The sequence below is a fragment of the Achromobacter aegrifaciens genome, from assembly GCF_902859965.1.
GTDB lineage: Bacteria > Pseudomonadota > Gammaproteobacteria > Burkholderiales > Burkholderiaceae_B > Achromobacter > Achromobacter aegrifaciens.
Genome location: NZ_CADIKO010000002.1, coordinates 1185777 through 1212428 on the forward strand (window position 1 = coordinate 1185777; position 26652 = coordinate 1212428).

The 26652-nt window shown below is 64.1% G+C and carries 23 protein-coding genes; 1 reads left to right on the forward strand and 22 read right to left on the reverse strand.

Annotated elements, in window-relative coordinates:
* Nucleotides 1-80: 80 nt before the first annotated feature.
* Nucleotides 81-1541: an IMP dehydrogenase gene (guaB, locus tag HV793_RS16655; protein WP_054456333.1), complete on the reverse strand. Its 1461-nt coding sequence runs from the start codon at nucleotides 1539-1541 to the stop codon at nucleotides 81-83.
* A 539-nt stretch (nucleotides 1542-2080) separates the two neighbouring features.
* Here guaB and HV793_RS16660 point away from each other — a divergent pair.
* Nucleotides 2081-3160: an acyltransferase family protein gene (locus tag HV793_RS16660; RefSeq protein WP_175213563.1), complete on the forward strand. Its 1080-nt coding sequence runs from the start codon at nucleotides 2081-2083 to the stop codon at nucleotides 3158-3160.
* Here HV793_RS16660 and lysC read toward each other — a convergent pair.
* The 21 genes from lysC to HV793_RS16760 all read right to left on the reverse strand — a co-directional run bounded on the left by lysC (nucleotide 3150) and on the right by HV793_RS16760 (nucleotide 26651).
* Entirely contained in the window at nucleotides 3150-3374 is a 225-nt protein-coding gene (gene lysC / locus HV793_RS31295) for an Rz1-like lysis system protein LysC (RefSeq protein ID WP_425321807.1), read from the reverse strand. The two genes, HV793_RS16660 and lysC, sit on opposite strands and share 11 nt — an antisense overlap.
* Entirely contained in the window at nucleotides 3265-3675 is a 411-nt protein-coding gene (locus HV793_RS16665) for a hypothetical protein (RefSeq protein ID WP_175213564.1), read from the reverse strand. The genes lysC and HV793_RS16665 overlap by 110 nt, the downstream gene beginning before the upstream one ends.
* Entirely contained in the window at nucleotides 3654-4148 is a 495-nt protein-coding gene (locus HV793_RS16670) for a lysozyme (protein WP_280528341.1), read from the reverse strand. Before HV793_RS16670 ends, HV793_RS16665 begins: the two co-directional genes overlap by 22 nt.
* Nucleotides 4145-4363 carry a hypothetical protein gene (locus HV793_RS16675; RefSeq protein ID WP_244958655.1) on the reverse strand — a complete coding sequence of 73 codons (219 nt, stop codon included), beginning with the start codon at nucleotides 4361-4363 and terminating at the stop codon, nucleotides 4145-4147. The genes HV793_RS16670 and HV793_RS16675 overlap by 4 nt, the downstream gene beginning before the upstream one ends.
* 50 nt (nucleotides 4364-4413) lie before the next feature.
* Nucleotides 4414-6891: a putative phage tail protein gene (locus tag HV793_RS16680; RefSeq protein ID WP_175213565.1), complete on the reverse strand. Its 2478-nt coding sequence runs from the start codon at nucleotides 6889-6891 to the stop codon at nucleotides 4414-4416.
* A 62-nt stretch (nucleotides 6892-6953) separates the two neighbouring features.
* Entirely contained in the window at nucleotides 6954-13556 is a 6603-nt protein-coding gene (locus HV793_RS16685; RefSeq protein ID WP_175213566.1) for an ADP-ribosyltransferase-containing protein, read from the reverse strand.
* Nucleotides 13546-15777 carry a transglycosylase SLT domain-containing protein gene (locus HV793_RS16690; RefSeq protein WP_217481785.1) on the reverse strand — a complete coding sequence of 744 codons (2232 nt, stop codon included), beginning with the start codon at nucleotides 15775-15777 and terminating at the stop codon, nucleotides 13546-13548. The genes HV793_RS16685 and HV793_RS16690 overlap by 11 nt, the downstream gene beginning before the upstream one ends.
* Before the next feature lie 10 nt (nucleotides 15778-15787).
* Nucleotides 15788-16303, reverse strand: a complete 516-nt coding sequence (locus tag HV793_RS16695) for a virion core protein, T7 gp14 family (protein ID WP_175213567.1) — start codon at nucleotides 16301-16303, stop codon at nucleotides 15788-15790.
* Nucleotide 16304: 1 nt separating this feature from the next.
* On the reverse strand, nucleotides 16305-16787 hold the full coding sequence (locus tag HV793_RS16700; protein WP_175213568.1) for a hypothetical protein: 483 nt from the start codon (nucleotides 16785-16787) through the stop codon (nucleotides 16305-16307).
* Nucleotides 16777-18834 carry a phage tail protein gene (locus HV793_RS16705; protein WP_175213569.1) on the reverse strand — a complete coding sequence of 686 codons (2058 nt, stop codon included), beginning with the start codon at nucleotides 18832-18834 and terminating at the stop codon, nucleotides 16777-16779. Before HV793_RS16705 ends, HV793_RS16700 begins: the two co-directional genes overlap by 11 nt.
* Before the next feature lie 3 nt (nucleotides 18835-18837).
* Nucleotides 18838-19536, reverse strand: coding sequence for a phage connector family protein (locus HV793_RS16710; RefSeq protein ID WP_175213570.1), 699 nt, complete (start codon nucleotides 19534-19536; stop codon nucleotides 18838-18840).
* Between the two features lie 70 nt (nucleotides 19537-19606).
* A complete protein-coding gene (locus tag HV793_RS16715; RefSeq protein WP_175213571.1) occupies nucleotides 19607-19801 on the reverse strand; it encodes a hypothetical protein in 195 nt (64 codons plus the stop codon).
* A gap of 12 nt (nucleotides 19802-19813) precedes the next feature.
* Nucleotides 19814-20248, reverse strand: coding sequence for a Bbp16 family capsid cement protein (locus HV793_RS16720; RefSeq protein WP_175213572.1), 435 nt, complete (start codon nucleotides 20246-20248; stop codon nucleotides 19814-19816).
* A 27-nt stretch (nucleotides 20249-20275) separates the two neighbouring features.
* On the reverse strand, nucleotides 20276-21325 hold the full coding sequence (locus HV793_RS16725) for a major capsid protein (RefSeq protein ID WP_175213573.1): 1050 nt from the start codon (nucleotides 21323-21325) through the stop codon (nucleotides 20276-20278).
* Nucleotides 21326-21337: 12 nt separating this feature from the next.
* Entirely contained in the window at nucleotides 21338-22051 is a 714-nt protein-coding gene (locus HV793_RS16730; RefSeq protein ID WP_175213574.1) for a peptidase, read from the reverse strand.
* Nucleotides 22008-22364 (reverse strand): Bbp19 family protein, encoded by a 357-nt coding sequence (locus HV793_RS16735; protein WP_175213575.1) that lies wholly within the window; start codon nucleotides 22362-22364, stop codon nucleotides 22008-22010. The genes HV793_RS16730 and HV793_RS16735 overlap by 44 nt, the downstream gene beginning before the upstream one ends.
* A gap of 42 nt (nucleotides 22365-22406) precedes the next feature.
* On the reverse strand, nucleotides 22407-22727 hold the full coding sequence (gene gp10 / locus HV793_RS16740) for a capsid staple protein (protein WP_175213576.1): 321 nt from the start codon (nucleotides 22725-22727) through the stop codon (nucleotides 22407-22409).
* Between the two features lie 8 nt (nucleotides 22728-22735).
* On the reverse strand, nucleotides 22736-24412 hold the full coding sequence (locus HV793_RS16745) for a portal protein (protein WP_175213577.1): 1677 nt from the start codon (nucleotides 24410-24412) through the stop codon (nucleotides 22736-22738).
* Nucleotides 24413-24414: 2 nt separating this feature from the next.
* On the reverse strand, nucleotides 24415-24819 hold the full coding sequence (locus HV793_RS16750; RefSeq protein WP_175213578.1) for a hypothetical protein: 405 nt from the start codon (nucleotides 24817-24819) through the stop codon (nucleotides 24415-24417).
* 8 nt (nucleotides 24820-24827) lie between these two features.
* Nucleotides 24828-25049: a hypothetical protein gene (locus HV793_RS16755; protein ID WP_175213579.1), complete on the reverse strand. Its 222-nt coding sequence runs from the start codon at nucleotides 25047-25049 to the stop codon at nucleotides 24828-24830.
* An 81-nt stretch (nucleotides 25050-25130) separates the two neighbouring features.
* On the reverse strand, nucleotides 25131-26651 hold the full coding sequence (locus HV793_RS16760; RefSeq protein ID WP_175213580.1) for a terminase: 1521 nt from the start codon (nucleotides 26649-26651) through the stop codon (nucleotides 25131-25133).
* Nucleotide 26652: the final 1 nt, after the last annotated feature.

Consider the following 26652-nt stretch of genomic DNA (forward strand, 5'->3'; position numbering starts at 1 on the left):
AAACCACACCGGCAGAACCGCTGATTCATGTTGCGGTTCTGCCGGTGCGCGATGCATGACATTGTAGTTGACTGTACGGATCAGTCGGCGCGGTAGTTGGGCGCTTCCTTGGTGATCTGTACGTCGTGCACGTGGGACTCGCGCACGCCCGCGGAGGTAATCTCCACGAATTCCGTCTTGGTGCGCATGTCGTCGATGGTGGCGCAGCCGCAGTAGCCCATCGAGGCGCGGATGCCGCCGACCAGTTGGTAAATGATGGCCAGCACGCTGCCCTTGTAGGGGACGCGGCCTTCGATGCCTTCGGGAACCAGCTTGTCGGCGTTGTTGGACGGATCCTGGAAGTAACGGTCGGCGGAGCCGTCCGTCATGGCGCCCAGGCTGCCCATGCCGCGGTAGGACTTGTACGAACGGCCCTGGAACAGCACGACTTCGCCCGGCGCTTCTTCGGTGCCGGCGAACATGCCGCCCATCATGCAGGCGAAAGCGCCGGCCGCCAGGGCCTTGGCAACGTCGCCCGAATAACGGATACCGCCGTCGGCGATCAGGGGCACGCCCGTGCCTTCCAGCGCCTTGGCGACTTCGGAGATGGCATGGATCTGCGGCACGCCCACGCCCGCGACGATGCGGGTGGTGCAGATGGAGCCCGGGCCGATGCCGACCTTGACGCCGTCGGCGCCGTACTCGACCAGCGCGCGCGCGGCGGCGGCGGTGGCGATGTTGCCGCCGATGACTTCAACCTTGGGGTAGTTCTGCTTGACCCAGCGCACGCCTTCCAGCACGCCCTTGGAATGGCCGTGGGCGGTGTCGACGATCAGGACGTCGACGCCAGCCGCAACCAGCTTTTCCACGCGTTCTTCGGTGCCGGCGCCCACGCCCACAGCCGCGCCCACGCGCAGCTGGCCCTGGGCGTCCTTGCTGGCCATCGGGTGTTCGGTGTTCTTGACGATGTCCTTGACGGTGGCCAGGCCACGCAGTTCAAAGCCGTCGTTGACGATCAGCACGCGCTCCAGGCGGTGCTTGTGCATCAGGGACTGCGCCTCTTCCAGCGTGGCGCCTTCCTTCATGGTGACCAGGCGTTCCTGCGGCGTCATGATGTTGCGCAGGGGCTGGTCCAGGTTTTCTTCGAAGCGCAGGTCGCGGTTGGTGACGATGCCGACCAGCTTGCGTCCTTCGACCACCGGCAGGCCCGAGATGCCATGCTGGCGCTGCAACGCGATGGCGTCGCGCACCTTCATTTGCGGGGTGACCGTGACCGGATCGATCACGATGCCGAATTCATGGCGCTTGACGCGGGCGACCTCGCGGGCCTGGGCTTCAGCCGACAGATTCTTGTGGATGATCCCGATGCCGCCCTCTTGCGCCATGGCGATGGCCAGGCGCGATTCGGTCACGGTGTCCATGGCGGCGGACACGAGCGGGATGTTCAGGGTGATGTTGCGAGTGAGGCGCGTAGCCAGGGAAGTGTCGCGAGGCAGGACCTCGGAATACGCAGGCACCAGCAACACATCGTCGAAGGTGAGCGCTTTTTGTACGAGACGCATGGGTAACTCCGGGCGCAAAGCAAGATTATACGCCGCTTGGGTGTTTTGCCTAGGTGTTGACCCTATGAAATTTTTGTAGTTCTTTATTTATCAATAACTTACAGCAGGCACTTATTACCCATTTTGCACTGTTTTGTACCGTACTGCCTACAGAAGTCCCCCGAAACTCCCCCAGCAGCGTCGCACCTCAAACCCCGGAAACACTGTATGTTTGTACAGTTATGTCCTACTTCAAAGATCCCTCACGCAACCCGGGCGGCTGCTGGACCTGCACCCACTTTCACGGCGAAACGTCTGATGAAGGTAGAAGACCTTATTGCCGCAGGGATCCGCGATTCCCTATTTCCCCATCCTTCCCGGACGACGGCTGCTCAAGTTGGCTCAGGGAGCCCGGGGCGGATGATGAAATTAGGCTGTCGAAGGACCGCACCTATTTCGCCACAGCGGTTTTTCCCCTGAAGAGATAGGACAACCACACGCACCATTTTGGCTCACCCGGCTACAATCCTTCGCAAATTCCGTTCTTACAGAGAATAAAAATGATACAAAACATCCCGGCTCTAACCGGAGTCCGCGGGTACGCCGCGCTTTGGGTTGTTCTGATGCACTACACCTGGGGAGGCGGCATGAAAGGCGAAGGCCTATTCATGCAGATCCTGCTGTACGGCTTTTCCGGCGTAATCGTGTTCCTAGTCCTGAGCGGATTCGTGATGGCACACGTCTATCCGGAGTTCCGGAAGTCGGTCAATCTCGGCACCTACGGCAGTTACTTCTACAAACGAGTGGCCCGGATCTATCCACTGCATCTGGTTACGCTCCTGGCCTTCCTGGCCTTGATGGAGGCCGGGTATCCACTGCGCACGCCCAATGAAACGGCTTTCACTTTCGGCTTGAATTTGCTCCTGATCCAGGCCTGGGGCTTCGTGAACCAGTTTTCATGGAACGCGCTGTCCTGGACGATCAGCGTGGAAATGTTCGCCTATATCTGGTTCCCGTTTGCAGCGCTGATCCTGTTCAAGCTGCCCAAGGTGTTCGCCGCCGCAGTCATGGCTGCTATGGTCTGGGTCCTGATGAAGATGCCGCATATCGGCCTCTTGCAGGCTGCCGGCGTCGATACGAGCAACATTGTCCTGTCCCACGGAAATTTCCTGGTCCAGTTCACGTCGGTATTCATCGCGGGCGTTGCTCTCTATCGCGTCGTCCAGGACATCAACAAGCTCCCTACCCTCGTATCGGATGCGATGGTAATCGCTGGGATCGCTGTCCTCGGCTACGCCTGCACGGTGCCGTTTCAATCGTGGATCATGACCTGTGGCGCGCTGCTCATCATCGCCGGGCTGCTGTGCGATAAGGGCTTGGGGCGTCTCCTTTTCGGGAACCGGGTTTCCGTGTTCCTGGGCGAGATCTCCTATTCCCTGTACTTGACGCACTTCCTACTGAACGTGGTCATGTCCAACGAGATTGTGGGTCTGCGACTGGCCGACAAGATCTCGCTGGCCATCTGCACGGCCACAATCTCCTACTACTTGATTGAGCGGCCGTCCCGGAACTTCCTGCGGAAGCTGGGCAGCAAAAAGAAGGTCGCCGCCCAAACTGCAGCAGTCCCGGCTACTGCTTAGGCGCCCGCCAGGCGTCCACAACGGCCTGGTGCCGGGCGGCGCACTCGGCATACTGGAACGCCAGTGCGGTATGTGCCAGCGCCAGATCATCCCAGGACACCGAATCAACGTGCGGGACTGGCGGGCACGGCGCGCTTAGGTTGACGGGCAGCGTTGGCCGCGTCGATGGCTTCGTTGGTTGCGCGCACCCTGCCAGGGTCGCGCACGCAGTCAGCAGGCAAAGGGCGCTGGACAATTTCACGGGTGTACCTCTCGATGACCTGCGGCCGCGTGGCGACGAGCTGATCGATGTGGGCTTGCAGGTCGCCGGCCAGGCCGGTCAGGCGTTCGGCCTCGGCCTTGAATTCCTCCAGGCCGGCCACGCGATGGGCTTCCTGGCACTCGGCCCGCCCGGCGGCGCGCTGACTGACACCGTACCAGGCGATGGCGCCAGCGGCGCCAGCCAGTACCGTTGCGCCAACGAGGGCCGCCGCGGCGTAGCCCTTCCAGCCGATCAGGATTGAAGGCAGACCCACGTGTCCACCTCCCTGCGCGTAACCAGGCCGGGCAGCGTCATCAGCTTGCCGCCAACCCTACCCTTTACCCAGCGGTCAAGCTCCGCGCAGGCGCCGGCGTAGTCCCCGGCATTGAACTTGCGCCGCATGGTGGACTGCTCCAAATTGCCCGCGCCCAGGTTGTAGGTGAAGTCGATGAGCGCGGCGCGCTGCCATTCGTTGAGCGGCACGGTTATGAGCCGACGCACCGCGCGGTCAGCCGTGGCCAAGTCCGCATCGCGCCACGCGTCACACTCGGCATCGGTGTAAATCCGCTTCGGATCGATGTCTGAGCCGGTATGACCGTCGCAGACCGTCAGCACGCCCACCGGATCGATGTACGGCTTGCCACGGACCTTGCCGGGCTCAAAGTGCGTAACCAGCACGCCAGCAATAGCCACAGCCCCGCCGGCGGCCGCGGCGAGGACCTTCCGTTTCAGCGCGGCTGGGATCACGCTTCCACCTCTTCCCGTTCACGCCGCATGTCCCGGCGCCACTTCCAAAGCAGATAGGCAGCCTGCAATCCGATATAGATCAACGTCGCCCAGAGCACGGCTGCATTCAAGTCCCAGCCTGATGCGGCGCCCGCTACGACGACAGTTGCCGGTGGCGCGGCCTTGGCGACTTCGGCGCCGATTTCAGTTTGCATCTTGATGATCCTTTGGGGCATGTCGCCTCCGATGTTGATCCGGCGTGCGGACACCAATTCCCAGACGCATATCAGTTCCCGGTCAGCGTCCGCATTTCCAGCCAATCCGTATTGAGAACGTTCCCCGCGCCGTTGGTAATCCGGCGCCAGCCGTTGGTCATGACCTTGCTGCCAGCAACGCCAGCCTCTGAGGGGACCGCCAGATAGGCAACGTCACCCGCTTTCCAGGTGGACTGGGCAGGTAGTGCATTGAACCGCCGTGCGAATGTGCCCGTGCGATAGCCGCTCACGGTTATTCCGTCGAGGACATCGACGGGACAATCCATCGCGCTGACACCTTCCAGGTGCAGGTTCGTGGCCGACCCAGACATCTCAATTGCGACGGGAGGCGCAGACAGAATGTCGCCGGACCCGATGGTCGGGTTCGAGATATCGAGCGTGTAATTGATGCCGGTGATAAGTAGTCCTCGCGTGTTCGCGGTGGGGACAACTGGAGTGGCGCGGCAGTTCTGGACCGACAACCCAACTTGCTTGTACACCAGCAGGCGACCGCCACCGCCACCGCCTACGATCACCCCACGGCTGAAGCCGCTGAAATGGTTATTGATGTCGAACGCCTCTTGCATGATCGTGTCGGTGTCAGCTCCCCAAACCATACCGGCGTTGTCCGTCGTATCGCTGCAATAGCCGAGGTTGTCGGCCGCGGTCAGACGATACACATTCGCGCCGTGGCCGGACGCGAAGTAGAAGGCGTACTTAGTGCCGATCAGGTGCGGATTGACAATCAGGTCGCCTGTGATCTCGATCTGGTTGCCCAGCACGAAGAGGTCCGACAGCCCTCCATTCCAGGTCGCACTGCTGAACAGCCCGATACCCTTGTGCGTCACCTTGCCTGTGCAATTGAGAACAGACTGGTTGCGGCGCATACCATCGGGTCCGTGGACCAACCACGCCATCTGACAATAATTCTCAACATGGCAGTTGATCATCTGAATGTTCGAGCCGTGCATCTCGACCGCGACAACCGGCCCGAACCGGCCAGTAGACGGTGTCGGGAACTTGAACCAGCAATCGCGCATAGTGATGTCGTCGCCGAACGCGAAAATGCTGGAATGGTCCTGGCTATCCAAGCCGTTGTTGAGGAAGTCGCAGTTGCCGATGTACCCGGTGTTTTTGATGACTGTGCCGGGGCCATTGCGTTGGCCAGTGGCTATGCATGTGACGCCCGGTGAATTGATGACCTGATTGTTGGTGAAATTGAGGTAGCGCGTGCCGGCATCTACGCCCACGCTAGCCACGCTTCCCGACACCATCAACGCTGCGCAGTTGAAACCGTCGAACAACCCCGCTCCGCGACCCGGGTTGATCTTGTTGTTCTGACCGTTGATATCGAAGGTAATGCCGTCGATATAGGGGTACTCGACCACCGTGTTGGCCGACATCATGTTGAACCACTTCGGGCTGGCGTCGGAGCTTTGGTTGTCCAGCAGCTTGAAGATCGTCTTGCCCTTGCCTGCGCCCTGTATTCTCACATATGACTTGAACACCAAACAGCAATATGTCTGGTTCCAGCCTTCCATAGCGATGCGCTGCGACAGGGCCAGGCCGTATGTCCTTGCACTTGCAGTCAACGGGACTTTCGACACGCTGGCCCAGTCGAACGCCGCTTGGATGCGCGCTGAATCATCGGCCACGCCGTTTCCGCGCGCGCCGAAGTCATCGATCGACACAAAACCACGATGGTTAAGCTTGTAGCGATGGCCGAGCTGGGTCACGATCACGGTGCCCCCGTTGTCGGCGCTCACCCCGTCTGTCGGATCATAGAAGTAGAAGGCCGGGCTTTTGTCACCGCGGGCGTAGTAGCCTATGGCGGTCACATACGGATTCTTGTCGCCGCGCTGGTTGCGCAGCTCGGCGATGGTACTGACGATCCGGGACACGCCGCCCACCAGCGCGCTGCCCTGCACAGTGTCCGTCGAGTTGGCCAGCGAGTTGATAAAGGACGCGAGAGCGAGCGCTACCTCAGCCGCAGAGCCTGACGCCGGGATGAGCGTGGTAGGGATCCCCGCCGCGTCGAACCCCAACATCTTGTTGGCCCGCAGGTCCGCTGGGGGCAGCACCGCGCCGGCGCCTGAATCAGAGATGGAGAATTTCAGGGATCGATCAACTTGCTCTTGCAGTTGCTGGATCTGAATAGTGCTGCGATCCCCCATGTCCTCTACGATCTGGGGGTAAAAGCCGCCGTTGTTCTGAATGTCGGTCGGCTGGGTATTCGGCAGACCGCCGGTAACCGTCAAGCGCCACGTCGCCGGAAGCGGCGATCCAAGAACGGGATAGCGCACCGTCCCGCCAGGGTTCGAATCCTGGTCGGTGTTAAGGGTGACGCTATAGGAAGAATCCAGAAGCAGGACTTGGTCGGCCCCGGTAGGATCCGTCAGAGTGACGCGCACGTCTTGCTTCTTGAACACCTTGAAGGTGAACGGGAAGTCGATCGTTGCGTCGTTGCCGAAGAACGGCCCCGCCTTGCGGGTGGTAGAGCTGATGGTCATTGGCGCGTCCTCGCGGTACGCGCCAATTCTCAGAGGCTAGGTCATGGGTATGCGCACCCGGGCTACCGCCGCGGGGCGCCGAACAGCAACGCTTCGGGCCCGGCGTCACCGCTCATCCAGGCATTGGCGCCGGCGACAAAGTCGGATATCAGTTTCCCCGGCAGCCCGAATGCGAAGCTCGTCCCCATAATCGCATTCTTGGTGTCCACGATGTCGCCCTCCCCCGCCACGATATCGGCCAGCGACTGGATACCCTTTACGACACCCTCGCCGGCCGACTGGACAGGGCTGATCTTGTAGCCGAAGTTGTAGGTGTCCGTGTCGAACACCGACCAGGTGTAGGACGAGATATCGCGCACGATGGGAAACATGCCGGCGCCGTACATCAGGAGCGCCCGGGCGTAGCGTTTTGCCAGCTTATCTTCGTCCTCATCGTCCCCGCCGTTGCCCATCATCATTTCCGTGAGGATCGCGGGCAACACGGCGATCATGACGAACTGCACCGTGAACTTGGCAATCGCCGCGCCCGGGTTGCTGGCTGCCTCGCGCTTCGCGATCGCGCCCGCGCGCACCAGCATCTGGAGCTGGCTGTTGAAGTAGCTGTAGAACATCGTGAACAAGCGCTTGAGCTGGCCGTATCCGCCATGGCCCGACATGATCTTGGGCAGGTCCACGTCGCGGCCGCTGCCTTGCGTTTGACGCACGATGTGGTCGGCGTAGTCGGCGGCCTTGGCGTTGTCATTGTCAAACTGCACCATGCCGTCCTTGAAAGCCGCATTCCACAGCGGCACGGATACGCCACGATCCACAAGCCCCATCAGCGCCAGCATGGTCGCCGTGTCGGGCAGCAGCCGGCCCTTGACCGTCAGCTTGGCGGCCATGTCGTTCAGATCACGATCGAAATTCTGGTACCGGTGGCGCATGTACTCGGAATTCTCCATGGCGAAGCGGTACCGCTCGGCCATCGCCGGGCTGTAGAACCGCGCCATTTCCAGACCGATGCTGCCGGCATTCACGCGCGTGAGCGCGGGCACGAGGCCCACCACGTTCTGCAGCGCGGTCTTGACGCCAGACATCAGCACCACGATGGTGTTGCGGCGGGCGCTGGCCAGGATCTTCTCGATGAACCCGGAGGGGTTGCGCGGTGGCGCGGCGACCTCACGCACCCGGTTCACCAGCGCGCGGTATGCCGGCACGCCGACGGACGACTTGATCGCTGTCTGGATGCCCTTGTCATTGAGCAGACGCATCGTGTCGGCGACCGCCTCGCGCAGCGCCAGATCGTGCACCGTCTCGTTGACGGCCTCCACGAAGACGCCCAGATCCAGACGTGGGCGCATGACCACACCGTCCTTGCGCTGCGTGCTGGTGCCCTGGTTGGTCTTGGCGGACATGCCCATGCCGCCGCCCAGCAGCTCGCGCACGGCGGCGCCCTCGTCGAACCGGTGCGCGCGCTCGTCGAGATCCGTGTCGTACTTCAGGCGGAAATAGCCGCCGCGGGCCTCGCCGTACTTCGTGGGAAACGGCAGCGGCTCCACTTTCGGCGGGGCTTTGCCCCGCGTGCGCTTGTTCAGCGCCTCCAGCTCCGGCCAGAGCTTCGTGTCAAACTGCTCCCAGATCGCATTCGCGAGATTCCAATCGCGCTCATCCAGGACATCGAGTACGCCCTGCATGCGGTTGTCGTTCCAGCCGTAGTTCTCCAGGCGCTTGCGGCCGTCGGCGTTCCCGTACAACAGCGCCGCCACCAGGGCATTCTCGCGCGTGATGCTGGTGCCAATACTGGGCACGACGATACCCTTGCGGCCGTAGTCGCGGCGCTCCTTCAGGTTCCACTGTTTGAAAAGCGGCTTCAGGTCGCGGTACACCTTTTCCATGCGCGTGGCCTTCCAGTTTGCCCGCGAACTCATCCGGCCAAACAACGACTCGTGCACCTGGCCGAACTTGCCACCTTCCAGAATATCGAGGATCGTCTCGGCGCTCAGAAACTCTCCGGAGAACCCATCCCCCAACTTGGCCACGCTCTTGCGGATATTGGGGACAAATTCCGGTTCGCGCGCCAGCGGGTCGCCGGCCTCGTCGAACGCCTTCGGATTGAATTCCCGCAGACGCGCCAAGATCGCGCCGCGCTCTTCGTCGAACGACATGTCGCGCAGCGCGGTGTACATCTTCTGTTCGCGCCGCGCCAGATTGGCGAGCTGGCGCACGCTGTCGACCAGGCCCCGGAACTCCTCGACGGACATGTCCTTGTAATGTCGGCGAAACCCCTCGTCGAGGATGTACGCCGGCAGGTCGGGCATGACAGCGTCCAGGCGCTCCGACTCGCTGGCGATGAACTCGGCCAGGCTTTGCGTCTTGGCAGCGTCGATCTGGCGCAAGGACATGCTGCTGCGCAGGTCGAACCGCGCCAGCAGCGCGTTCAGCTGCGCCAGGGATTCCCCACGCATGCCGGACTGCGATGTCGAGCCCGACAGGCGCTTCATGTAATTGAGGTCTTTCTCGATCTCGGCCTGGGCCGCCTGCGCAGCCCGTGCGGCATAGTTGTTCACGAGCTGGCGCTTTTTCTCGACGGCTGCGCCCTGCAAGTCGTTCTTGCGCAGCGCCGTTTCGGCGGCACGCGCGGCGCGCGCTTCGGCCACGACCCACTGGCTGGGCCGCACGTCGCGGATGCGCAGGCGCGCAATGGTCGCCTCGGCGAACTGCCGCGCCGCGCGGGCCAGCACTTGGCGCTGACCCAGGGCGCGCTGCAGCGCGTTTACCTCGGTCGCGATGAAGCGGCCGCGCGCCTCGTTGTGCACCGCTTCATCGGCCGCGCGGGCAATGCTCTGCGCATCCGTCAGATCGCCGTAGCGCTCCAGCATACGCTGATCCGTCAGGGCTTCGATCTTGGCGCGAGGGTCTTCGGCCGCGAGCACCGCGCGCACCAGCCCGTCGCCGGACTCGTACCCGAACCGATCGGCAACGATGTCCGGGTTTAGCCCGTCCTCGGCAAGCATGCCGTACTTGCCGTAGCCCAACTTGGACCAATCGAGCATTGCATATCGGTCCCCTTCAGCGCCGTACAGATCCTCCAGAGCGCTGATTTGCAGCTTGGTAGGACCGCTCACAGGTTCACCTGTCACCGGGTCCACTCCGCGCTTCATGAAGGTCTTGGCCTGGTTGACCGGTTCCGCCATGACTTCTGCCTCGACCTCCTTGCGTACGGTCTTGCGCCGGTCGGCGGCCTCCCGCTGCAGTTGGGCGATCACGCGGCTGCGCGCACCCGACAACCATTTCATGTCGCGGATGCTGCGCGCCTCCAGCTGCTGCACGGCGTCCTGGGTCGCCTCCAGGCCAAGGGCCTGGTACTGCGCCCACTCTTCCGGCGTCATGCCGGCCTGCTCCGCCGACGTGAAAGCTGGCTTGTAATCGAGCATCGTCTCGGTTTCCCGGATCTGCTCCGTTGACGCCAGCATGCGGTCGAAGACGCCGCGCACCTCGTCCGAAAGCTCGACGTTCAGCGCGGACATCGAGCGATACACGGCCAGCATCCACGCGCGGAAACGCTGGAATAGGCCTTGCAGTTCTGGCGCGGGCGCCTTGCCCTCGAAAAGATACGCCTCGAAGCCGCGCGCCAGTTGCTCATGGAAGGGGCGCTTCTCTTCCAGGTCGAGCGCGTTCCAGGCGGCCAGGTCTTGCACCCCGAACCAGGCCATAAGCTTCTGAACGTCATCGCGCACGGCGGCCGGCGCCTCGGCCTGGCCCGCTATGTCCGTCAGGACTTCCAGGTAAAAGTGGCCAGACTCGTGCAGGAAGGTCGACAGATCCGCATTCTGCAGTAGCGAAATAGTTCGCGTGTCGATGTTGTAGGCACCGCGCTCGGACTGGTTCAGAATGCTCGGGTCATGGGCGTCGAAAGTCCCGCGGTTCTCCGTGGCCGATTTCACCTGGTTGGACTCGAAGGGGACGAAGATATCCGCCACGACATGGCTGTAGTTGTCCGTCGCGGCGTCTTTCGCGTTTCGGATGATGGCCCCGTCATAACCATTCTCTTTCGCGTACCGGGCTACGTCGTCAGTGGTACGAAACTGACCATCACCCTTGTTCCAATCGCGCTCACCCCAATCCACCTCATAAGGGTTTTCTATCTTCACATACGCGTGATAGATACTGGGCGCGTTCTCGCCGGCGCGGGCCTCCGCGCGCGACCCGGCATACTGGGAAGCCATCAGCCGCGAGGTCGTGAAGAATATTCCAGTCTCGTCGGAATTGAACGTGTCGAATCCTGCAGTCTCGGAGCCGTGATAGAGCACCAGCGGCCGGCCCTGCGCGTCCACCGCCTTACTGTCCCCGAACCAACGCAGAAATTCCGGCGTACCTGTCTGCGGTACCTCGGACTGATTGAGTTCCCGACCATTTGGTCCTACACTATTACCCATGCCCCCGTCCGTTTCGGACGTTTGGCCGGCGGTTGCAGATTGCAGAATCTGCTGCTCATCGACCGACGGGGGATACTTCCACATCGTGACGCCGCGCATGTTTTGCCGCTTGTGGCTCACTTCCTCCAGGTACACCAGCACTCCGTCGCTAACTCGCTTCGCGTAAGCGATGCGATCGCTGCCGTTCGCCCCTCGCAGATCCGCCCGCATCGCATCGTAGTCCGTGACAATATCGGGCACCTGCGCCACGTCGGCGGCCGTGATCGGCAATTGACCGCGCGCCGTCTCCGCCGCAACGTCTCCATGAGCCTTTCGGATATGCGCAAGGTCCGAGCGTCCGAGCGAATGCGAATAGCCGGCTGTGCCCGGCAGATCGTCGCCGAGCTTACCTTGCAGGTCAGTCCAGAATACGGTGGTACCGTCGGCCTGCCCATCCCACAACGCCGCGGCGTCGGCGCCGCTGGTGGAGTGGATCCATCCTTTGGGCGGCTGCGCCGCCAACGCTTGATTCAACTGCCCCATGCCTTCGGCCCGTATCTGGACCGGGTAGCGCTGGTACATTTCCTGTGGGGTGACACCCAGCCGCGCAGCTTGCACAGCATAAAAATTGGACATCATGCCCGCATAGGCGCGGTTCACGTCGGGCGTGAACCGAGCGGCCTGCTCCAGCTGGGTCATCAGCTCCGCTTCGACCAGATCCTTGGACTCCTTGAACGGGGCATCTGCCTCGCGCTCGGCCATGACCTGCTCGACCTCGGCACGCAGCTGCTCGCTGCGATTCTGCATGAATTCCTGGGCTTGGGCCTGGGTCATGCCGGCCGGATCGGTCTTCAGGAACGGCAGCATGGATTGCGACAGGTCCGTGCCCGCGACGCGCGTGGCGTACTCGTCCACCGGAATGCGCACGTCCCCGCCGGTCGCCAGCGCCTGCTCGTACTGCGCCGCCACTGCAGGCGACACCTGAGCCAGTTGGGCGATGTCCACGCCGGACTGCGCCAGGTCTTCCGCCCGGATGTAGACGTCCTGCACCGGGCCGTCGGCCATGGCGTCCTTGACGAATGCCTGGAAGTCTTCCGGCGAGCGGGCGCGCAGCTTGGACGCCGCCGCGGTGGCGTCCAGTTCAGCCAGCACCTGCCCATCCAGCTGCGCGCGCTCCGCGCGCACCGTGCGCCCGGCTAGCCGATCCGCGGCTGTGTTCGCCAGCTGTGCCGTGCCCACGGCGCCGCCCGACGCCACGATGGTGGCCACCAAGGTCTGCGCCGCGGCGTCGGGGCGCGCTGCAAGATAGTCGGAAAATGGCTTCTCCGGGTTCAGCACGGCCCACTCGTTCAGATCCTGCAGCGCCGTCGCCACCTGCTCGCCTGGGATCTCGGCTGAGACTTGGCGCAGCAACATGTTCCAGAGCGGCGTGCCGGCCTTCATGTCATGCAGGAAGCGGCCGACAGGGATACGCTCGGTGGCGTACTCGATGGCGGCCTGGGACGTGCCGAACATCAGCGCGCGGTAGGGATCCATTCCCGCCTCGCGCGCCTGGCCGTAGGCCTGGCCGCCGGTGATGGCCGACATGCCGTAAAGCGTGGGCGCGGGGTTGCCCGTCACAATGCTGGCCGGTAGCGTCAAGCCCATTGTGACCAGCGACTGCACGCCTGAATAGACGCCCGCTTCTATATTTCCCGCAGCCTGAGGCATCAGCCCCTTGGCGGAGATCTCGCCCGCGCGCCCCTGGTCGGCCATTCCGGCGGCCAGGCGCCGCAACGGGTTTTCGGGCAGCAGCGTGCCCGCCAGCGGATCCAGCAGAGGCGCCAGGTTCTCGGCTGCGCCCTGCCCGACGCGCCACAGCGCGCCGCCGGCCTGGGGAATGGCCGACGCCGCGGCCTTGCCCACGTTGGCCAGACCGCGCAGCCCCTTCTCGATGACGCCCATATTGTCGACGTCGTCGTGGGCAATGCGTGCATTCTCGACGCCAGCCAGATAGGCCGCGGTCGAGGGGAAATCCCGGGCTAAGCGCTCGAAGTCGAACGACGTGAGCGCGGCCTCGCGCTTGACTTCCTCCGGGTGACGACGCACGGAATCGATAGGGATTCCGGTGCGCGTCGCGACCTGGCGCAGTTCAGCTTCCAGGTCCGGGTTGCTGCCCAAGGCGGCCGCCACAGACACGCGTGTCGCGCCCGCCGGGTCTGTCGTGGGCGGGTTGGGGTCGTTCAAGTAGGCCGAAACGGCGCTTGCGGTATCCAGTGTTTCAGCTGCCATCTACAGCGTTCCTTTGTGTCATGGATGCATGACGCGCCTCGCGTTGCTGTCGCGCGGTCTCCAGACGCCAGTAGGCCCCCAGCAAATCGGCTTCAGTCGGGTCGTCGATGCCGTTCTTCTTGAAATCGACTTTGAGCGCCTTTTTGACGTCGCTCGGAATATCGCCGGCCTTTATGGTCAGCATTCGCTCATTCGATGTACTGAAGTAGCCTCGGAACTGCACCGACTTGGCAAACAGCCCGTCGATGAATTCCTCCGTCTCCCGGTCCGTCATCTGCTTGCCAGAAACCTTCTGCTGGCTGAGCACTGCATCGTTGACGAACTTGCGGATGGCGCCCACGCGCACGGCGTCGCTCGTGCCGTCCTTCGGAGTCGGGTCGATCTTGAGCGTGGAGAGGCGATTGTTTAGCGTGCTATTGATCGCCGCCGTATTCAGCTCGTCCGCCTTGTCCGTACCGCGCCCGGCGGCTGCCCCGCGCTGGTTGGAAAGCGTCTTGAAGTCGCTTTCGCTCAGTTCGCCCCGCAGCCTGTAGAACTCGTTGTCGCTCAGGCTTCGCAGGTAGGCGGGGTCGCCAGCCAGCTTTTGGTAGACAGCCTCGTTGGTCCGGTCCTCGCCCTTCGCGATCTTGCCAGCGAAGCTGATGACTTCGGCCACGCTCTCGGCCGGGATCGTGGCGCGCACAGCCAGCGGCAGGTCGGAGTACTTCCCGCCGTTCGCGACAAGTTCGCGCATGGCGCCCGCGACCGATTCGTCATCGCGCTGTTTGATGGCCTTGTTCGCCACCTCATACTGCCGCGCGGTTTCCTCCAAGGCGATGCGGATCCGCTCGGGGTTCTGGCCTTCCATCTGATCCCGCACGTTTCGCTGCAGTTCGTAGAGGGTCGGCTTGGCCGGTGCACCCTGCCCAGCCTCATACTTCGCAAGTATGCCGCGCACGTATGGGATGGTTTCCTCGGGCTTGGGCAGGTAGTTCATCCAGTTGGCCTGGTCGCCAGCCTTTTCAGCAGCGGCCAGGGCCTTATCCACGTTGCCCGGTCCTGCGTTGTACGCCGCCAGCGCCTGCGTCAGGTTGCCGCCGTAGTTCTGCAGCATCGCCTGGAGATAGTCGCGGCCCACGCGCGCCCGCTCTTCCAGGCTATCGTCGCGCGCCGGTGTTACGCCGAAGCCTGGGTCGCGGTTCGTCGCGTCCACGACCTGCATGCGACCCTTGGCGCCCTTGGGCGACGTGACCACAGAACCGTCCGCGTTCAGATCCCGATTCCCGCTTTCAGCATTCGCCACCGTTGCGACGAGATCCGGCGGCAATTGCGTACCGCTGCCTGTCACAAGGTTGACCAGCCGATCACCAGGTGTAGGCATCAGCCGCGGCATGGCACGGTTCACGGCCGACGTCGCCGCGGCTGCGCCCAGACGTACGTCCATCTGCTTGGTTATGAGCCCGTCGACGCGCAGCATGTCGTCAGCATCCATCTGCGACGCGTACTTGCGCAGATAGCCGTCGGCATAGGCAACGTTGTTCTTTTGCAACGCCGAGGACAGCGCGGTCAGATGCGCGTTGCTGGTCGCCTTGCGGGTCTGAGCCTCAATCATCGAAGCTGACAGGCCCTTCATTCGGCCCAGATCGGCCACGGCCGCCTGGATCGATAAAATGTTCTGGTCGATCTTCTGCGGATCGTTGTAGTAGAGCGCGATTTCGTTGGTGCTGTTGGCAATCGTGCCTTCCCGCACCGATGCTGCATAGGTGCGGAACTGCTCGCCCTCGTAGCGAGTCGCCTGCTCCTGGAACTGCAGGCCGATCGCCTGGGAAGCGCGGCGGAACGCCAAGCGCTGCACGTCGTTGCCCAGCCCCTCGGCGATACTCTGCATCTGCTGGTCCAGCAGATCCCCGTACTCGGTAGCCAGCGGCTGCCCGCTGTCGCGCTGTAGGGCCTGTATGCCCTTAACGTTCGTGTACCCGGCCTGCGGGTCAAATGTGAGCTTCAGCGCCGCCTCTTTCGCCTGGTTGACCGCATCGTCCACGCGCAGCTGGTTCGCCTGCTGCTGCATGTCAGTCGCGATGCTCGTCGCCGCCGCGCCTGCGGACATGAGCCCTTGGCCCAACTGCGCCGTCTGCCGCGCGCCAATCTCCTGCGCAAGCGCGCCCGGGCCCGCCTGCTGGCGCACACCCGGCAAGCCGGACGAATTGACGCGGGGTGCGTCTACGATAGGAACGCGCGGCACGGGTCAGCCCTCACTTTGACGCTTTCGAATACTGGTACCAGCTGCCCGCAACCTGGCTGGCGCTTCCCAGCAAGCTCAGCCCAGCCGCTGATCCAGGGCTCACCGCGCCCGCACCGGCTCGCAGCGCTGTCGCGTTATCGCTGTAGCTCGTGCCTTGGGTCCGATAGCCCCAAGCGGAGCGCGCAGCGTTCGCCTGGATGGTGGCGGCATCCATTTCGTTCATATAGTCGGTCGACGCCAAGATGTCGACAGCGCTCCCTTCGTCGAGGGCCACGCCGTTGGCGGCCAGCGCCGCGCGCTGCGTGCCTTTGGTAGCGGCGTACCGCAGGCGACTCTGCTGTTCCTGCTCCTGCCCCTGTCGGATCGCATCTTGTGCCTGCCATTCCGCAATCTGGGCGTTGTTCGCCGCGACGTCGGCCTGGTAGTTCAAGCCCGCTTGTTGCGCCTTGGCGCTGTTGCTCGCGCCGACTGCCGACGCGCCAGCGCCCGCCATCATCACGTAAGGAGCTGCGGCAGGGGTGCACATATCAGGCCTTCTTGCTGAAGCGATAGAACAGCACGCCGTCCGGCCCGCATGGCACCCCCATTTCGGAGTGCACCGTAAACCCCAGGCGTTGCAACCAGGCGATACTCTGAGTGTTCCGGGCGTCGATCATGTTGCGCAGTTCCGGGTAGATTGTGTGCATAAACGCAACATATCGGCGCCCAATACGAGTAAGCGCACCCGGTCGGCGGAACATAATCGATGAGCCCAGCAGCCACGGACTCCCAATGTTGTCGCCAAGCAACGTTCCAATGTCCGCGACCCCGCCGACCATGGCGACGCGCCCGCCTGACATGGCAGTCCATGCATGCGACGACACGGCGATGCTATGGCGTATGGCTTCAGGAACATCGACTTGCGCGCCGTGCATCGCACGGATCTCCTGGGCGTCCTGCGCGCGCAGGTCGACCGCAAGCGCAGTGGCATCCGCGGGGGCAGCCGGCCGGATGACCAGATCAGCCGCCAATTGTCGCCTCGATGGTCATAGACACGAGAGTCACCGGAAGTGGATCGGTTTGACGAACGTACACCTGCGCCCCATCAGTCCACGCGGCCTTCACCACGTGTTCGAACTCTCCCGAGATCCAGCGGGGTGGCGATCCGTACGGTTCGGTCGTGCGTTGCTTGACCTGGGTCAGCTTGTCGAACCCGGGCCCGGCGAAGACGCCCGACGATTCATTCAGCCTCAACCACACCTTGTTCACGTTCTTGACGCGGCCCTGGCCCATCGCCTGCGTTTCGAAGGCCAACGGCAAGGTCACTGCATCCGCCTGGATGGGCAGTCCAATATGGACCTTACGGGCTGGCTTTTCCAGCGTGACGGTACCGGCCGTGACGGTTTGCGATGACATCACCGCGCCATCGGCCAGAATGTTCACCGCCTCCCCTTCGAGATGGCCAAGGTTCGAAAACACCGTGGCGGGCGCCCCGTCATAGGTGAGGCCGCTGTCGACGAAAAACGCGTCGGCTTGGCTGGGCATCATCCGCGTGTGCAAGCGCTCCACATAGCGCACCTGCGCCCCATTGACCGTTCGGCGGACGATCGCATAGAGCGCGTCCTCATCGCCTTCGGCCACCGTGCATATCGATTCGAAGCGCCCGGACTTCGTGCTGTGACGGTGCCAGCCTTGTACCTGCTGCTCGGGTACGTAGGTCAGGCCGAGCAGCTCGCCCGACGACGACACGCACCAAAGGATCGGATGCGGCGCGCGTGAAAACGCCATGTCCACAATAGTGCGGTAATCGAATAGATGGGGCGCCAGGATGGACACGTCCGCCGTGATGTAGCCGTTCGCCTGCCAGTTGTAGGACATTTCCCGGACATGGCCGCCGCGCCCGGCCGCATACAGTAGATTGTTGTTCACGACGGCCGGTTGCACGTTGTTCGCGCCGTTGTACGACTGCGGCCGCGGCGACGCCGTCGCTGGCGTCAGCACGTCGGAGTTGGCAGGCGAAACACGCCACTCGGCGCTGGCCGTGAGCACAACGAGATTGGACAGTGGCACGATGTGGCGAATCGTGTTCACCTCGCGCGCCGCGATGCGAAAGGCGATCGCGTCGTCGTCCCGTGTAGGTATGGACGAGGCCAGGTTCGATTCTGTGCCTGATCGGGTGCCCCAGACGTTCTGGGGCTTGTTCCGCGTGCCGGCGAACCAGCGGCGCTGCTCGTAGTACGAGACTGCCGCGGGGTAGTTGTCGGCGCCATTGAATGGGTCCGCCAAGGTGGGCGCAGCCTGCGAAATGTCGGGCGTGATGTTGTTGTCCCGGAACGTCAGTCCGCCGGACTGCCCGACATAGCCCCACAGTCCATTGCTGCGCTTGTACACGTTGTAGCGTACAGCGCCGGTCGCGGCCGGCCACGCGACATCGTTGTATGCGCCCTGCAGGGACAGATCATTCGAAACGGTGTTGGAAGCTGTCGAGATAAGCGATTCCTCGAGCGTGTCCGACGCCAGCGAGGTGACGGCGTAGATGTGGTCGGTATTGTCGGCCGTCCCCGTGCCTGCGTGCGCGGTCGCTGTGACGCTAGCCGGCGCGGAAATGGTCGGTGTGAACTGGATGGTGGAAAGCACCCAGTTCAGCGCCCCAAGGCGCCGTAGCTCCCGGGGCGCGTAGCCCGGGTGAACGATCGTCAGCACATCCGCGGATTGCACATAATGCAGGTCGAACAAATCCGCCGCCAGATAGGGAGTCGCCACCTCATACGGCGTCGCGCCATTCACGAGCGTCGCGCCCATGGTATGGAATCGAACATAACCCTCGCCCACCTCCAGCGCGAAGGTCTGTTGCGTGTTGAACGAGAACGGAATCAGCCTGGTGCGCTTGCCGCTGTCTTTCACGGCGCGAACAAAACCAAGGCCCGCGCGGTTCTGGGCGGGTCCATGGGGCAACGTGATGAAATTCGAGCAAGTTGCCAGGCCGGTCTGGTATTGCGGCAGGTCGACGCGACCGAACAGTTCCGGGCTGATCTCGCCACGCGCGAAGGAACGCGACAGGGTGCGAACGTTGGCCATAGCTCAGCGCCCCGCGATCCACGGCACGCATTGCCGCGGCTTGATACTGCGCTGGTTGCTATCCGACACAGTCGCCTGCGAAACAATGCTCTGGTAGGCGCGCAGTTGCGCCTGCGCAACCGCGACTCCCTCGGTTCCCTTCACTACCGGCCCCGCAAGGTACGAGGCGAGCAGGCGGGACAGTGCATCGACGAACAATGGCGGGAAGCGCGTCGGGTCCTCTACTCGCCGCGTGTACCTGAGCACGGCACCCTGCTGGTTCGTGTAGAGCAACCGGCGTCCGTCTGCGGCCTGGCCGTCGTTCTCGCCCGTCTCGATGCTGAATTCCTGCGGCATGTATAGCGCGCCATGCGCCACCATCATCGATCCGGGGTAGCCCAAGTCGGCGCCGGAGGCGGGATAGCCGACGCTGTAGTCGTCCAGTGCCCCAGGAGGCAGCACGCTGATCGCGCGCACGCAGGTGGCGGGCAGTTCATAGCAGTACGCCCAGCTGGGCCACGCCGAACCGACCAGCGCCAACACGCCGCGCGTGGTGGCGAAGTTCCAGTCGTGGCCTTCCAGTGCCGAGTCGCGCGCGATTGGGTAGAAGCGCGCGCAGTGCTCCGCCTGCGCACTCCCCTCGGGCGGATCGATGCTCGATACAGTAGCCTCGTCGCCCAGGTGGGCGAGCGCCAAATTGCAGATGTCGACGACGGACGCCATGGTCATGCTCCACGAACAAGCGGGGGCACTCGGCCCCCGCTTCTTGTCACCGGGTCAGAGGCGCCCGGGCTTACGCCAGGTCCTGACCTGCTTGCTTGCTGTCCGCCTTCCGACTACCGCGGGGCTTGTCGCCCTGCTCGTCGTCATCAACGGGCTTGAACCAAGACGCCTTGGAGCCTTCAGGCATCTCGAAGACATCGCCCGGCTGGCGCAGCTGGTGCCCATCCTTGCCGGCGTAACCCACAGCGGTCGCGATAACTTTCATGTGATAGCTCCTTTAGGCCACGGTGAAGCCGCTGGCGTACGGCACGTTGGCCTGCACGTCCTTGACGATGTAGGCGCTGGCCGTGCCCGCGGTCGTGGTGGCGCCTGCGATGCGGTACACGATGCGCAGGTACCGCTCCAGGCCCACCGGCAGTCGATACTTGAAGAAGTCCGCATTGGCCGCCAGCGCCGCGGGGGCAAGTGCCCCGGTGATGGGGAACTCGCGCGGGGTCGCGAAACCGACGTTGTCGTCCGTCTGCAGGACGGCCTGCACCGTTGCGCCGGCGCCAACGACCGCGGTTCCGATGCGACCGTACAGGTACAGCGGCTCACCGATGCCCACATCGTGGGCGGCGCCGGTGTCGTACACATTGGTCGACACGACGTCGCCCGCCGCGGCGGCGATGGATTGACCTTCCGAGAAGGTTTCTTGGGTGTCCAGGATCATGGTGGTTCTCCGTATCTCGTTGGACGCTTAGACGACGCGGGCTTCGGTGGACAGCAGCGCGTCCACGGTGCGCACCGGCACGCCCAGGAAGGTCGTGGTGCCGTTGCCGACGCTGCCGGGCGACACCGTACCGAACTGGTTGATGGCAGGCTGGATCGCCAGCGCCGCGTTCGACTTGTCCAGGGCCGCGATCGACAGGTATTCCTTGACGGTGCGGTTGGCGTAGAAGGCCGCGGTGCCCATACCCATCTGCGGAATACGAGCCATGGCGCGCACCATCAGCTTGATCAGTGCCGTGGCAGCGGTCGGGGCTTGGCTGCCGGTCTGGCCCACCAGGTCCGAAATGTCCACGTTGGCAATGCGCACGGCATAGCGCCAGTCGCGGACCGTGAGGCCGCATTTCCACTTCCACAGGTCGGCCAGGGCACGGAAGCGCGCCGGCGGGGTCTGCGTGTCGAAGGCGTCGATTTCGCCCAGGTCTTGATGGGTCAAGCCGGCTTCCGAGCCCTTCGGGTAGATGCCGGTGACGGTGTTCTCGCCCCACAGGACCAGCCAGATCGACGTGTTGTCGCTGCCCGTGCCGCCGCCGTCGACGATGTTCACGCCGTTCGCGGCCGAGATCGACGAGTAGCGCGGCGCCAGGCCCATGAAGCGCTCGGGGTTGGCTGCGGTGTCGCCGTAAAACAGGGTCTGCGTGAACGACTGGTTCATGCCCTCGACTTCGGCCTGGGCTTCCGACAGACGGAACGCCGAGCTATTGCCGTTGAGGTTGGCCAGATCGACGTCCACCTCGTTGCGGGCTTCGAGCATGCCCGTGGCGTCATCGACCTGCGCGCGCAGCGACTTGGTCGGCTGGACGCCCTGGTACAGCTTGCGCCAGGTCGGCGTGGGCAGACCGGTGCGGACGGTGGTGCGGTGGCCGGTGGGCAGGTTGCCCTCCATCCAGCGCATATCCTGCAGCACTTCGTTGGACTGGTTCAGCAGTTCGATCACCGAAGCGGTCGAGCCGTTGGGATCGATGGACTTGGCGAAGTCGGTCAGCGTGACGGCGCCAGGACGGGACGGGAGGGTGGCCATGGTGAAGGCTCCTTATTGCTTGCGGTAAAGGTTGCTCGCCAGGTCACGCCGCGCGCCTGCCGCGCCGCGCTCCCCTGCGACGAACGTGTCGCTACTGATCGCTTTGCCGGCGCGGACCATGAACCGGATAAGCTCCGGGTGGTTTCCGATGCCGGACTCGTTGAGCAACGTGCGCAATTCGGGAGTGCCGAACGAATCGAGTGCCTTCTTAGCCACGCCCAGGTTTTCGGCGAATGCTTCGCCGCCGATCTCCTTGTCGGCCTTCGCGGTGTCCGCCCAGGTCTGGCGGATCTGCGCGAACGCTTCGGCCTGATGTCCTTGCAGCTTCTGCATCAGCTTCGGGCCCAGGTCGGCCACACGCTGCGCGTCCTTCTGCGACAGGTTCAGTTCCTTGGCGATGGTCTTCAGGTCGCCCACCAGCTCGGCGTCCAGCTGCACCCCTTCGGGTGCGGCAAAGTCCTCGTATTGCTCGGGCGCGCCCTTTTCGCCGTCAGCCTCGGACTTGTCGTCCTCGTTCTGCGGATTCTCGCCATCCGGCTTGGCCTCGGTGGTCGGCTTGTCGCCGGCCGGGGCGTCGCCCTGCTGCGTGGGTTGCGCTTGTTGCTCGCTCGCGGACGCGTCGGCGGTCAGGACGGTGTTGTCCTGGGTGGCCGGTGCGGTCGCGGCTTGCTGCGTGCCGGGATCAGTTGGCGTTGTTCCGGTCGTCGCTTGGGTTTCGGTGGTCATGCTTGGTCTGCTCCTGGAGCATTTCGGCGTACCGTTCCGGGCAGAGCTGGTGCAACTTCGCGATGAGCCGTAGCCCTTCGTTCCGGTTCCCCTCGTTGAACGCCATCTGCATGGCGTTCGTACTGAAGGAGGACCGATACACCCCTGCCCGGGAAAGCAGGCGCCACACAATGCGGCGGCCGCGTCGGTTTCCCATGAGCCACTTCAAGTCGTCCGATTCAAGCCGTGATTCCTGCTTGGCGTCTTCACGCTTCGCGTCGCGGTCCGTTTCCGTGACCGACGGATTGAGAGGGTCGTATGACGTGGTACTCATGCGCTCGAATTCTGGGATTCGCCGCGCGCGGTATGCGCACCCCTAGCCGTAGAGCACCTGCGCGGGATCCGGCGCGGCGCCTTCCAGCCCCAGCTGCGTGATCTGCAGGGACACGCACTTGTCCGTGCCGTCCTGATTCGCGTGCTGGCTGGTGGTGCATACCTCGACCACCGCCATCAGGTGCATCTGCTGACCGACCTTGGGCAGTTCCGACACACCGAGCTTGCGCAGCGTGTCGTCGTCCAAGGACAGGATCAGCCCCCACGGGTACTTGGGGCCGCCCTCATCGCTGCTCAGGCAACCCGCCGAGCAATCCATTTCCTTGGCCTCAGCGGGCGAGAGCTTCATGTCGGTCAAGTTCATGGCGGCACCTATTGCGGGATGCTGTATCCCTGGAACTGGTTGATGAGGTCAGAGGCGGCATTGCGCTCGCCGGTCTGCACGGCGCCCAGGCGCTGCGCCGCGGTGGCGGCCTGCTCAGCGGTGGCCGCGGCCTGCATGACAGCCTGCTGCTGGGCGCGCTGCTGGCGCACCAGCACCGCCTTGTCGAGCGGCACAACCAGGCGGGGATCGACGCCCAACTGGTCCGCGTAGCTGTCGGCGAGCGCGTCGGCGTCCAGCCGGTCCAGAATTTCGGGTTTGACCGTCGCCACCTGGCCAAGGGTCATAACGTAGCGATCGGTGCTGTTCACGCCGATTGCGCGCTGCGCCTGCGCCAGCATGGACACGAATTCGATGTTCAGGTCCACGCCTTCCAGCTCGGGAGGCGGTGGCGGCAGCGCGCCGGCGGCCGCCAGGCGGTGGAACGCCATTTCGACCATCGGATCCAGCATCTCGTTGTGCAAGCGCTGCAGCACGGGGCCCAGCATCAGTAGCTTTTCTTCGTGCCGCTCGGCCACCTCCGTCGCGGTCATGCGCACGTCAACGTTCGATAGCATCAGGAACAAGTCGGCGTAGAACGTCGACCGCAGAATCTCGCGCGTGTCCTGGATGTTCGCTTGCATGCCGCCCAGGTCGAGCTGCACCTGCCAGGCGGGCCGAATGGCGGCGTTCGGATTGGCTGCATCCACGAATGTCACGCCGCCCGGCAGCATGTCGATGTCGTGATTCTTGAGGGCGGTAGGCGCCTGGACTGGCGGTTTCGTCGTGTAGTCCAGGCCCTCGGCCAGGCGCAGCTGTCGGTGCTGCAGCCCCTTCACCGATCCCAGCGCCAGGCCGCCCGGCCCGACGCCGTAGACGTCGCTGCCCCAGACCTGCCACCGCGGCGCCAGCGCGGGGAACTCCTCGAAGCCGGAGCGGCGCAGGTACTTGTCGGGCGTCTGACCGTGTTCGAAGTAGACTGACGTGAACGGCATATTGCGCGCGTCGCGCAACTTCGGGTCGCGGTCAACGTTCGGCTCGACGCACTGGACAACGGTCACCCAGCTGTCTAGCGTGCCGTTCTCGTACATGGACTTCACGGCCGTGCTGACGTTCTCGATACCGAATTTCTTGATCAGCTGCGCGACAGTGACGTCGAACTCGCGATACAGCGTATCGACGTTGCCCTTGTCGTTCGTGGCGAGATAGAACTCGCCCACCGGCAACGGAGAATGGTGGATGACGTCGTTGAAATCCGGGTGCACGAAGCTGACGGCCGTGCCGAACACGCCCAGATCCTGATACATGCTCTGCAGGCTGTTGTAGGTGTTGGATCGTGCGAACACGTCCAGCATCAGCTTCGTGACGTCTGACAGCCACACCTTGACGGAGTGGTATTGCATCAGCGCCGGATCGGGCGTGGCCAGGCGGAACCAAGGGCGCGCCGGGCTTGTCATGCCCGCCATCAGGCCGGCCGACAACGTGTTCGCCGATAGCGTGCCCGTGGGGTCGTAGATGTTGTTGAAGCGCCGCGTGCCGCGGTTGCGGTCAGACGTGAAGAACCGGCCGCTATACGGCAGGATGAAATCGGTCAGCTCACGCCAGAATGTGTTCCAGCTGGAACGCTCGGATTGCAGCGCGGAGTAGCGGGAGAGATATTTGTCGCGCGGGACGTGCGGCTGGGCCATTGTCAGAGCCCCAGCAACGTGCTCTTGGACAGGTCCAGCGCGGACGGATCCACGCCTTGGGACTCGCCCGTGCTCGTCAGCAGCGTATTCCGGGACGATGCGCCGGCGCCGCCGCCTGATCCGCCTGCGCCACGGCGCGCATCCGTCGCCGCCTGCGTGCGCGGCGCTTGACCCGCCGCTTGCCGCTCCTGCTCGCGCAGGCCTTCCTGGTAGCGCTCAGGGTTCTCGGCCTTCCACTTGTCGAGGGCCGCGGTGCGCTCCTGTCCCAGCTGGGCAACGGTACTGATCCCGCCCCAGGCAATGGCTTCGGGAGTCAGCCCGGGAAGCGCCTTGGCCTCTTCGGGGGTCATGCCGGCCGCGCCGGTCGTCCAAAAGGTGTTGCCCGTGCCGGGCATGCTCGGTGCCATGCACATGGTCAGCCCCCCAGCAGCGTGTTCTTGTTCAGGCTCAGCCCTTCGGAGTCGATGCCCCCGGGCCCCGTGAGTAGCGTGCTGCCCGACGACGCGCCAGGCCCGGTATCGATCAGGTTTCCGCTGTTCTTGCGCCGCAGCTGGTCGGCCTCGGGCGCCTTCTCGCCTTGTTTCGTCGGCGGTTGAACGGGCGCCGTAGGCGCGACACTCGGTGTGCTAGGAGCCATGGCGGACGCCGCAATCGCGCCGCCGGCAATCGCCGCGACGCTGTACGCAATGGTGGCGGGCTCGCACATGTGGGGTTTGTCCTATCGGTTCAGGTTTGCGTACGGATCGTAGGAGCCACGTTTGCGGGTATGCGCACCCGGGATGTCCTCCACTCTGGGCGTGTCGTGCAGCGCGAGGATGTAGGCGCTGGCCCAGTCCGGCGACCGGCCAATGCGTTTGATGATGTCCTCGCGACTTTCCACGTAGATCGTGCGGCCCTGCAGGCGCCACACCGGCGCGCACAGGTCGACCAGTAGCTGGCGGTCGGGCGGCAGCGCGATTCCGTTGTCCGCGGCGGGATCCAGCGCCTCGCGCATTCGCCACCAGTCGTGGCTGCGCGTGTTGGCGAAGGTCAGGCGGCCCGACTTGTCTGTGCCCGGCGCGGCTTCGGCGCCGTTGATACCCAGCACGTGCTGGCCGGCCTGCACGAGGAAGTCATAGGGGCTGGCGCCCACGCCCACGACGTCGATGTGGATGGGCGCGCGGTCGCGCACCGCGGCGATGGTGACGCCGGCCACGCTCGGGCCGTCCGGGGTCGACTTGCCCGCGTAGGCGAGCGGCTCGTCGAACCACCAGCCGTGACGCCGGGCGATGATGGTGTTGTCGCGGCCGCCGCGCGCCACGTCCACGCCCGCGCTGTCCATGCGCGGCTTGTTGTGCATCGGCTTCCAGCGCGCCTGCGCCGCTTCCACCCAGGCCGTGGGGATGACCTGCATGGCGTCGTCTTCCATGCCGGCCTGGAAGTCGCCATAGAGCATCTGCGAGCGCAGCGGCTCGGGCAGGGATTGCAGGGTTGCCATGTATCCGGTCCCCATCAGGTACGGGTTGTCGCTCACGCGCGACGGGATGAAGGTGCGCGACAGCGGCGTGATCAGGTCGCCGCCATGCTCGAAGGGCGTGCCGTCCGCACACTCCACGTCCTTGCCGTCCACGGTGGCGAACCAGCGCAGCTCGCCCGGCTGGGCCGGGTTCGGGTGCTTGGGATCGAGCCAGGGCGCAAAGAAATCGACGATCCAACGCCCCTCAGCGCTTGTGGGCGGGTTGAACGTCAACAGGGCCTGGCAGCGTTGGGAAGGGTCCACGGACCGCAGCCAGCCCAGCAGCGCGCGCACTTGGCCCTCCAGGAAGTTGGCGGCCTCGTCGAACACCAGCAGGTCGTGCGGCCGGCCCTGGTACTTGTTCCAGTCGTCGGGGTTTGGCGTGGATCCGAACTCAATCTGCCGGCCTGGCAGGCGCCAGATGCGCTCTGCGCCGTTGTAGCCGTCACGGCTGCCCAAAAGCTCCGTGAAGCGGTCAACGATGCCGGTCAGCTGCGTGGCCTCGCGGCGCAGCACCAGGATCTTCTGGTGGTTGGTCAGCGACTTGCCGCATGCGAGGTCGGTCTTGCCCCCGCCGGCCGCGCCGCCGTATCCGATGATGGTGGCCACCGAGTCGTAGGCCATCATCTGCGGGCCCGGCAGCGGGCGCCAGATGGTCTTGTCCTGCGCGAGAATGGCCTCGACCTCGGCGCGCTCGGCCGGGGTCAGGTAGCGCAGCAGCTTCAGGATCTCGGACGCGTTCATG

What these genes read in the sequence shown, in the direction of transcription:
- HV793_RS16735 (WP_175213575.1), bottom strand. Translation starts at nt 22,364, where the DNA reads ATGAGTACCACGTCATACGACCCTCTCAATCCGTCGGTCACGGAAACG.
- gp10 (WP_175213576.1), bottom strand. Translation starts at nt 22,727, where the DNA reads ATGAACTTGACCGACATGAAGCTCTCGCCCGCTGAGGCCAAGGAAATG.
- HV793_RS16680 (WP_175213565.1), bottom strand. Translation starts at nt 6,891, where the DNA reads ATGACCATCAGCTCTACCACCCGCAAGGCGGGGCCGTTCTTCGGCAAC.
- HV793_RS16715 (WP_175213571.1), bottom strand. Translation starts at nt 19,801, where the DNA reads ATGAAAGTTATCGCGACCGCTGTGGGTTACGCCGGCAAGGATGGGCAC.
- HV793_RS16760 (WP_175213580.1), bottom strand. Translation starts at nt 26,651, where the DNA reads ATGAACGCGTCCGAGATCCTGAAGCTGCTGCGCTACCTGACCCCGGCC.
- HV793_RS16705 (WP_175213569.1), bottom strand. Translation starts at nt 18,834, where the DNA reads ATGGCCAACGTTCGCACCCTGTCGCGTTCCTTCGCGCGTGGCGAGATC.
- guaB (WP_054456333.1), bottom strand. Translation starts at nt 1,541, where the DNA reads ATGCGTCTCGTACAAAAAGCGCTCACCTTCGACGATGTGTTGCTGGTG.
- HV793_RS16755 (WP_175213579.1), bottom strand. Translation starts at nt 25,049, where the DNA reads ATGGCTCCTAGCACACCGAGTGTCGCGCCTACGGCGCCCGTTCAACCG.
- HV793_RS16750 (WP_175213578.1), bottom strand. Translation starts at nt 24,819, where the DNA reads ATGGCACCGAGCATGCCCGGCACGGGCAACACCTTTTGGACGACCGGC.
- HV793_RS16745 (WP_175213577.1), bottom strand. Translation starts at nt 24,412, where the DNA reads ATGGCCCAGCCGCACGTCCCGCGCGACAAATATCTCTCCCGCTACTCC.
- HV793_RS16710 (WP_175213570.1), bottom strand. Translation starts at nt 19,536, where the DNA reads ATGGCGTCCGTCGTCGACATCTGCAATTTGGCGCTCGCCCACCTGGGC.
- HV793_RS16695 (WP_175213567.1), bottom strand. Translation starts at nt 16,303, where the DNA reads ATGTGCACCCCTGCCGCAGCTCCTTACGTGATGATGGCGGGCGCTGGC.
- HV793_RS16730 (WP_175213574.1), bottom strand. Translation starts at nt 22,051, where the DNA reads ATGACCACCGAAACCCAAGCGACGACCGGAACAACGCCAACTGATCCC.
- HV793_RS16720 (WP_175213572.1), bottom strand. Translation starts at nt 20,248, where the DNA reads ATGATCCTGGACACCCAAGAAACCTTCTCGGAAGGTCAATCCATCGCC.
- HV793_RS16675 (WP_244958655.1), bottom strand. Translation starts at nt 4,363, where the DNA reads ATGCCCCAAAGGATCATCAAGATGCAAACTGAAATCGGCGCCGAAGTC.
- HV793_RS16660 (WP_175213563.1), top strand. Translation starts at nt 2,081, where the DNA reads ATGATACAAAACATCCCGGCTCTAACCGGAGTCCGCGGGTACGCCGCG.
- HV793_RS16685 (WP_175213566.1), bottom strand. Translation starts at nt 13,556, where the DNA reads ATGGCAGCTGAAACACTGGATACCGCAAGCGCCGTTTCGGCCTACTTG.
- HV793_RS16725 (WP_175213573.1), bottom strand. Translation starts at nt 21,325, where the DNA reads ATGGCCACCCTCCCGTCCCGTCCTGGCGCCGTCACGCTGACCGACTTC.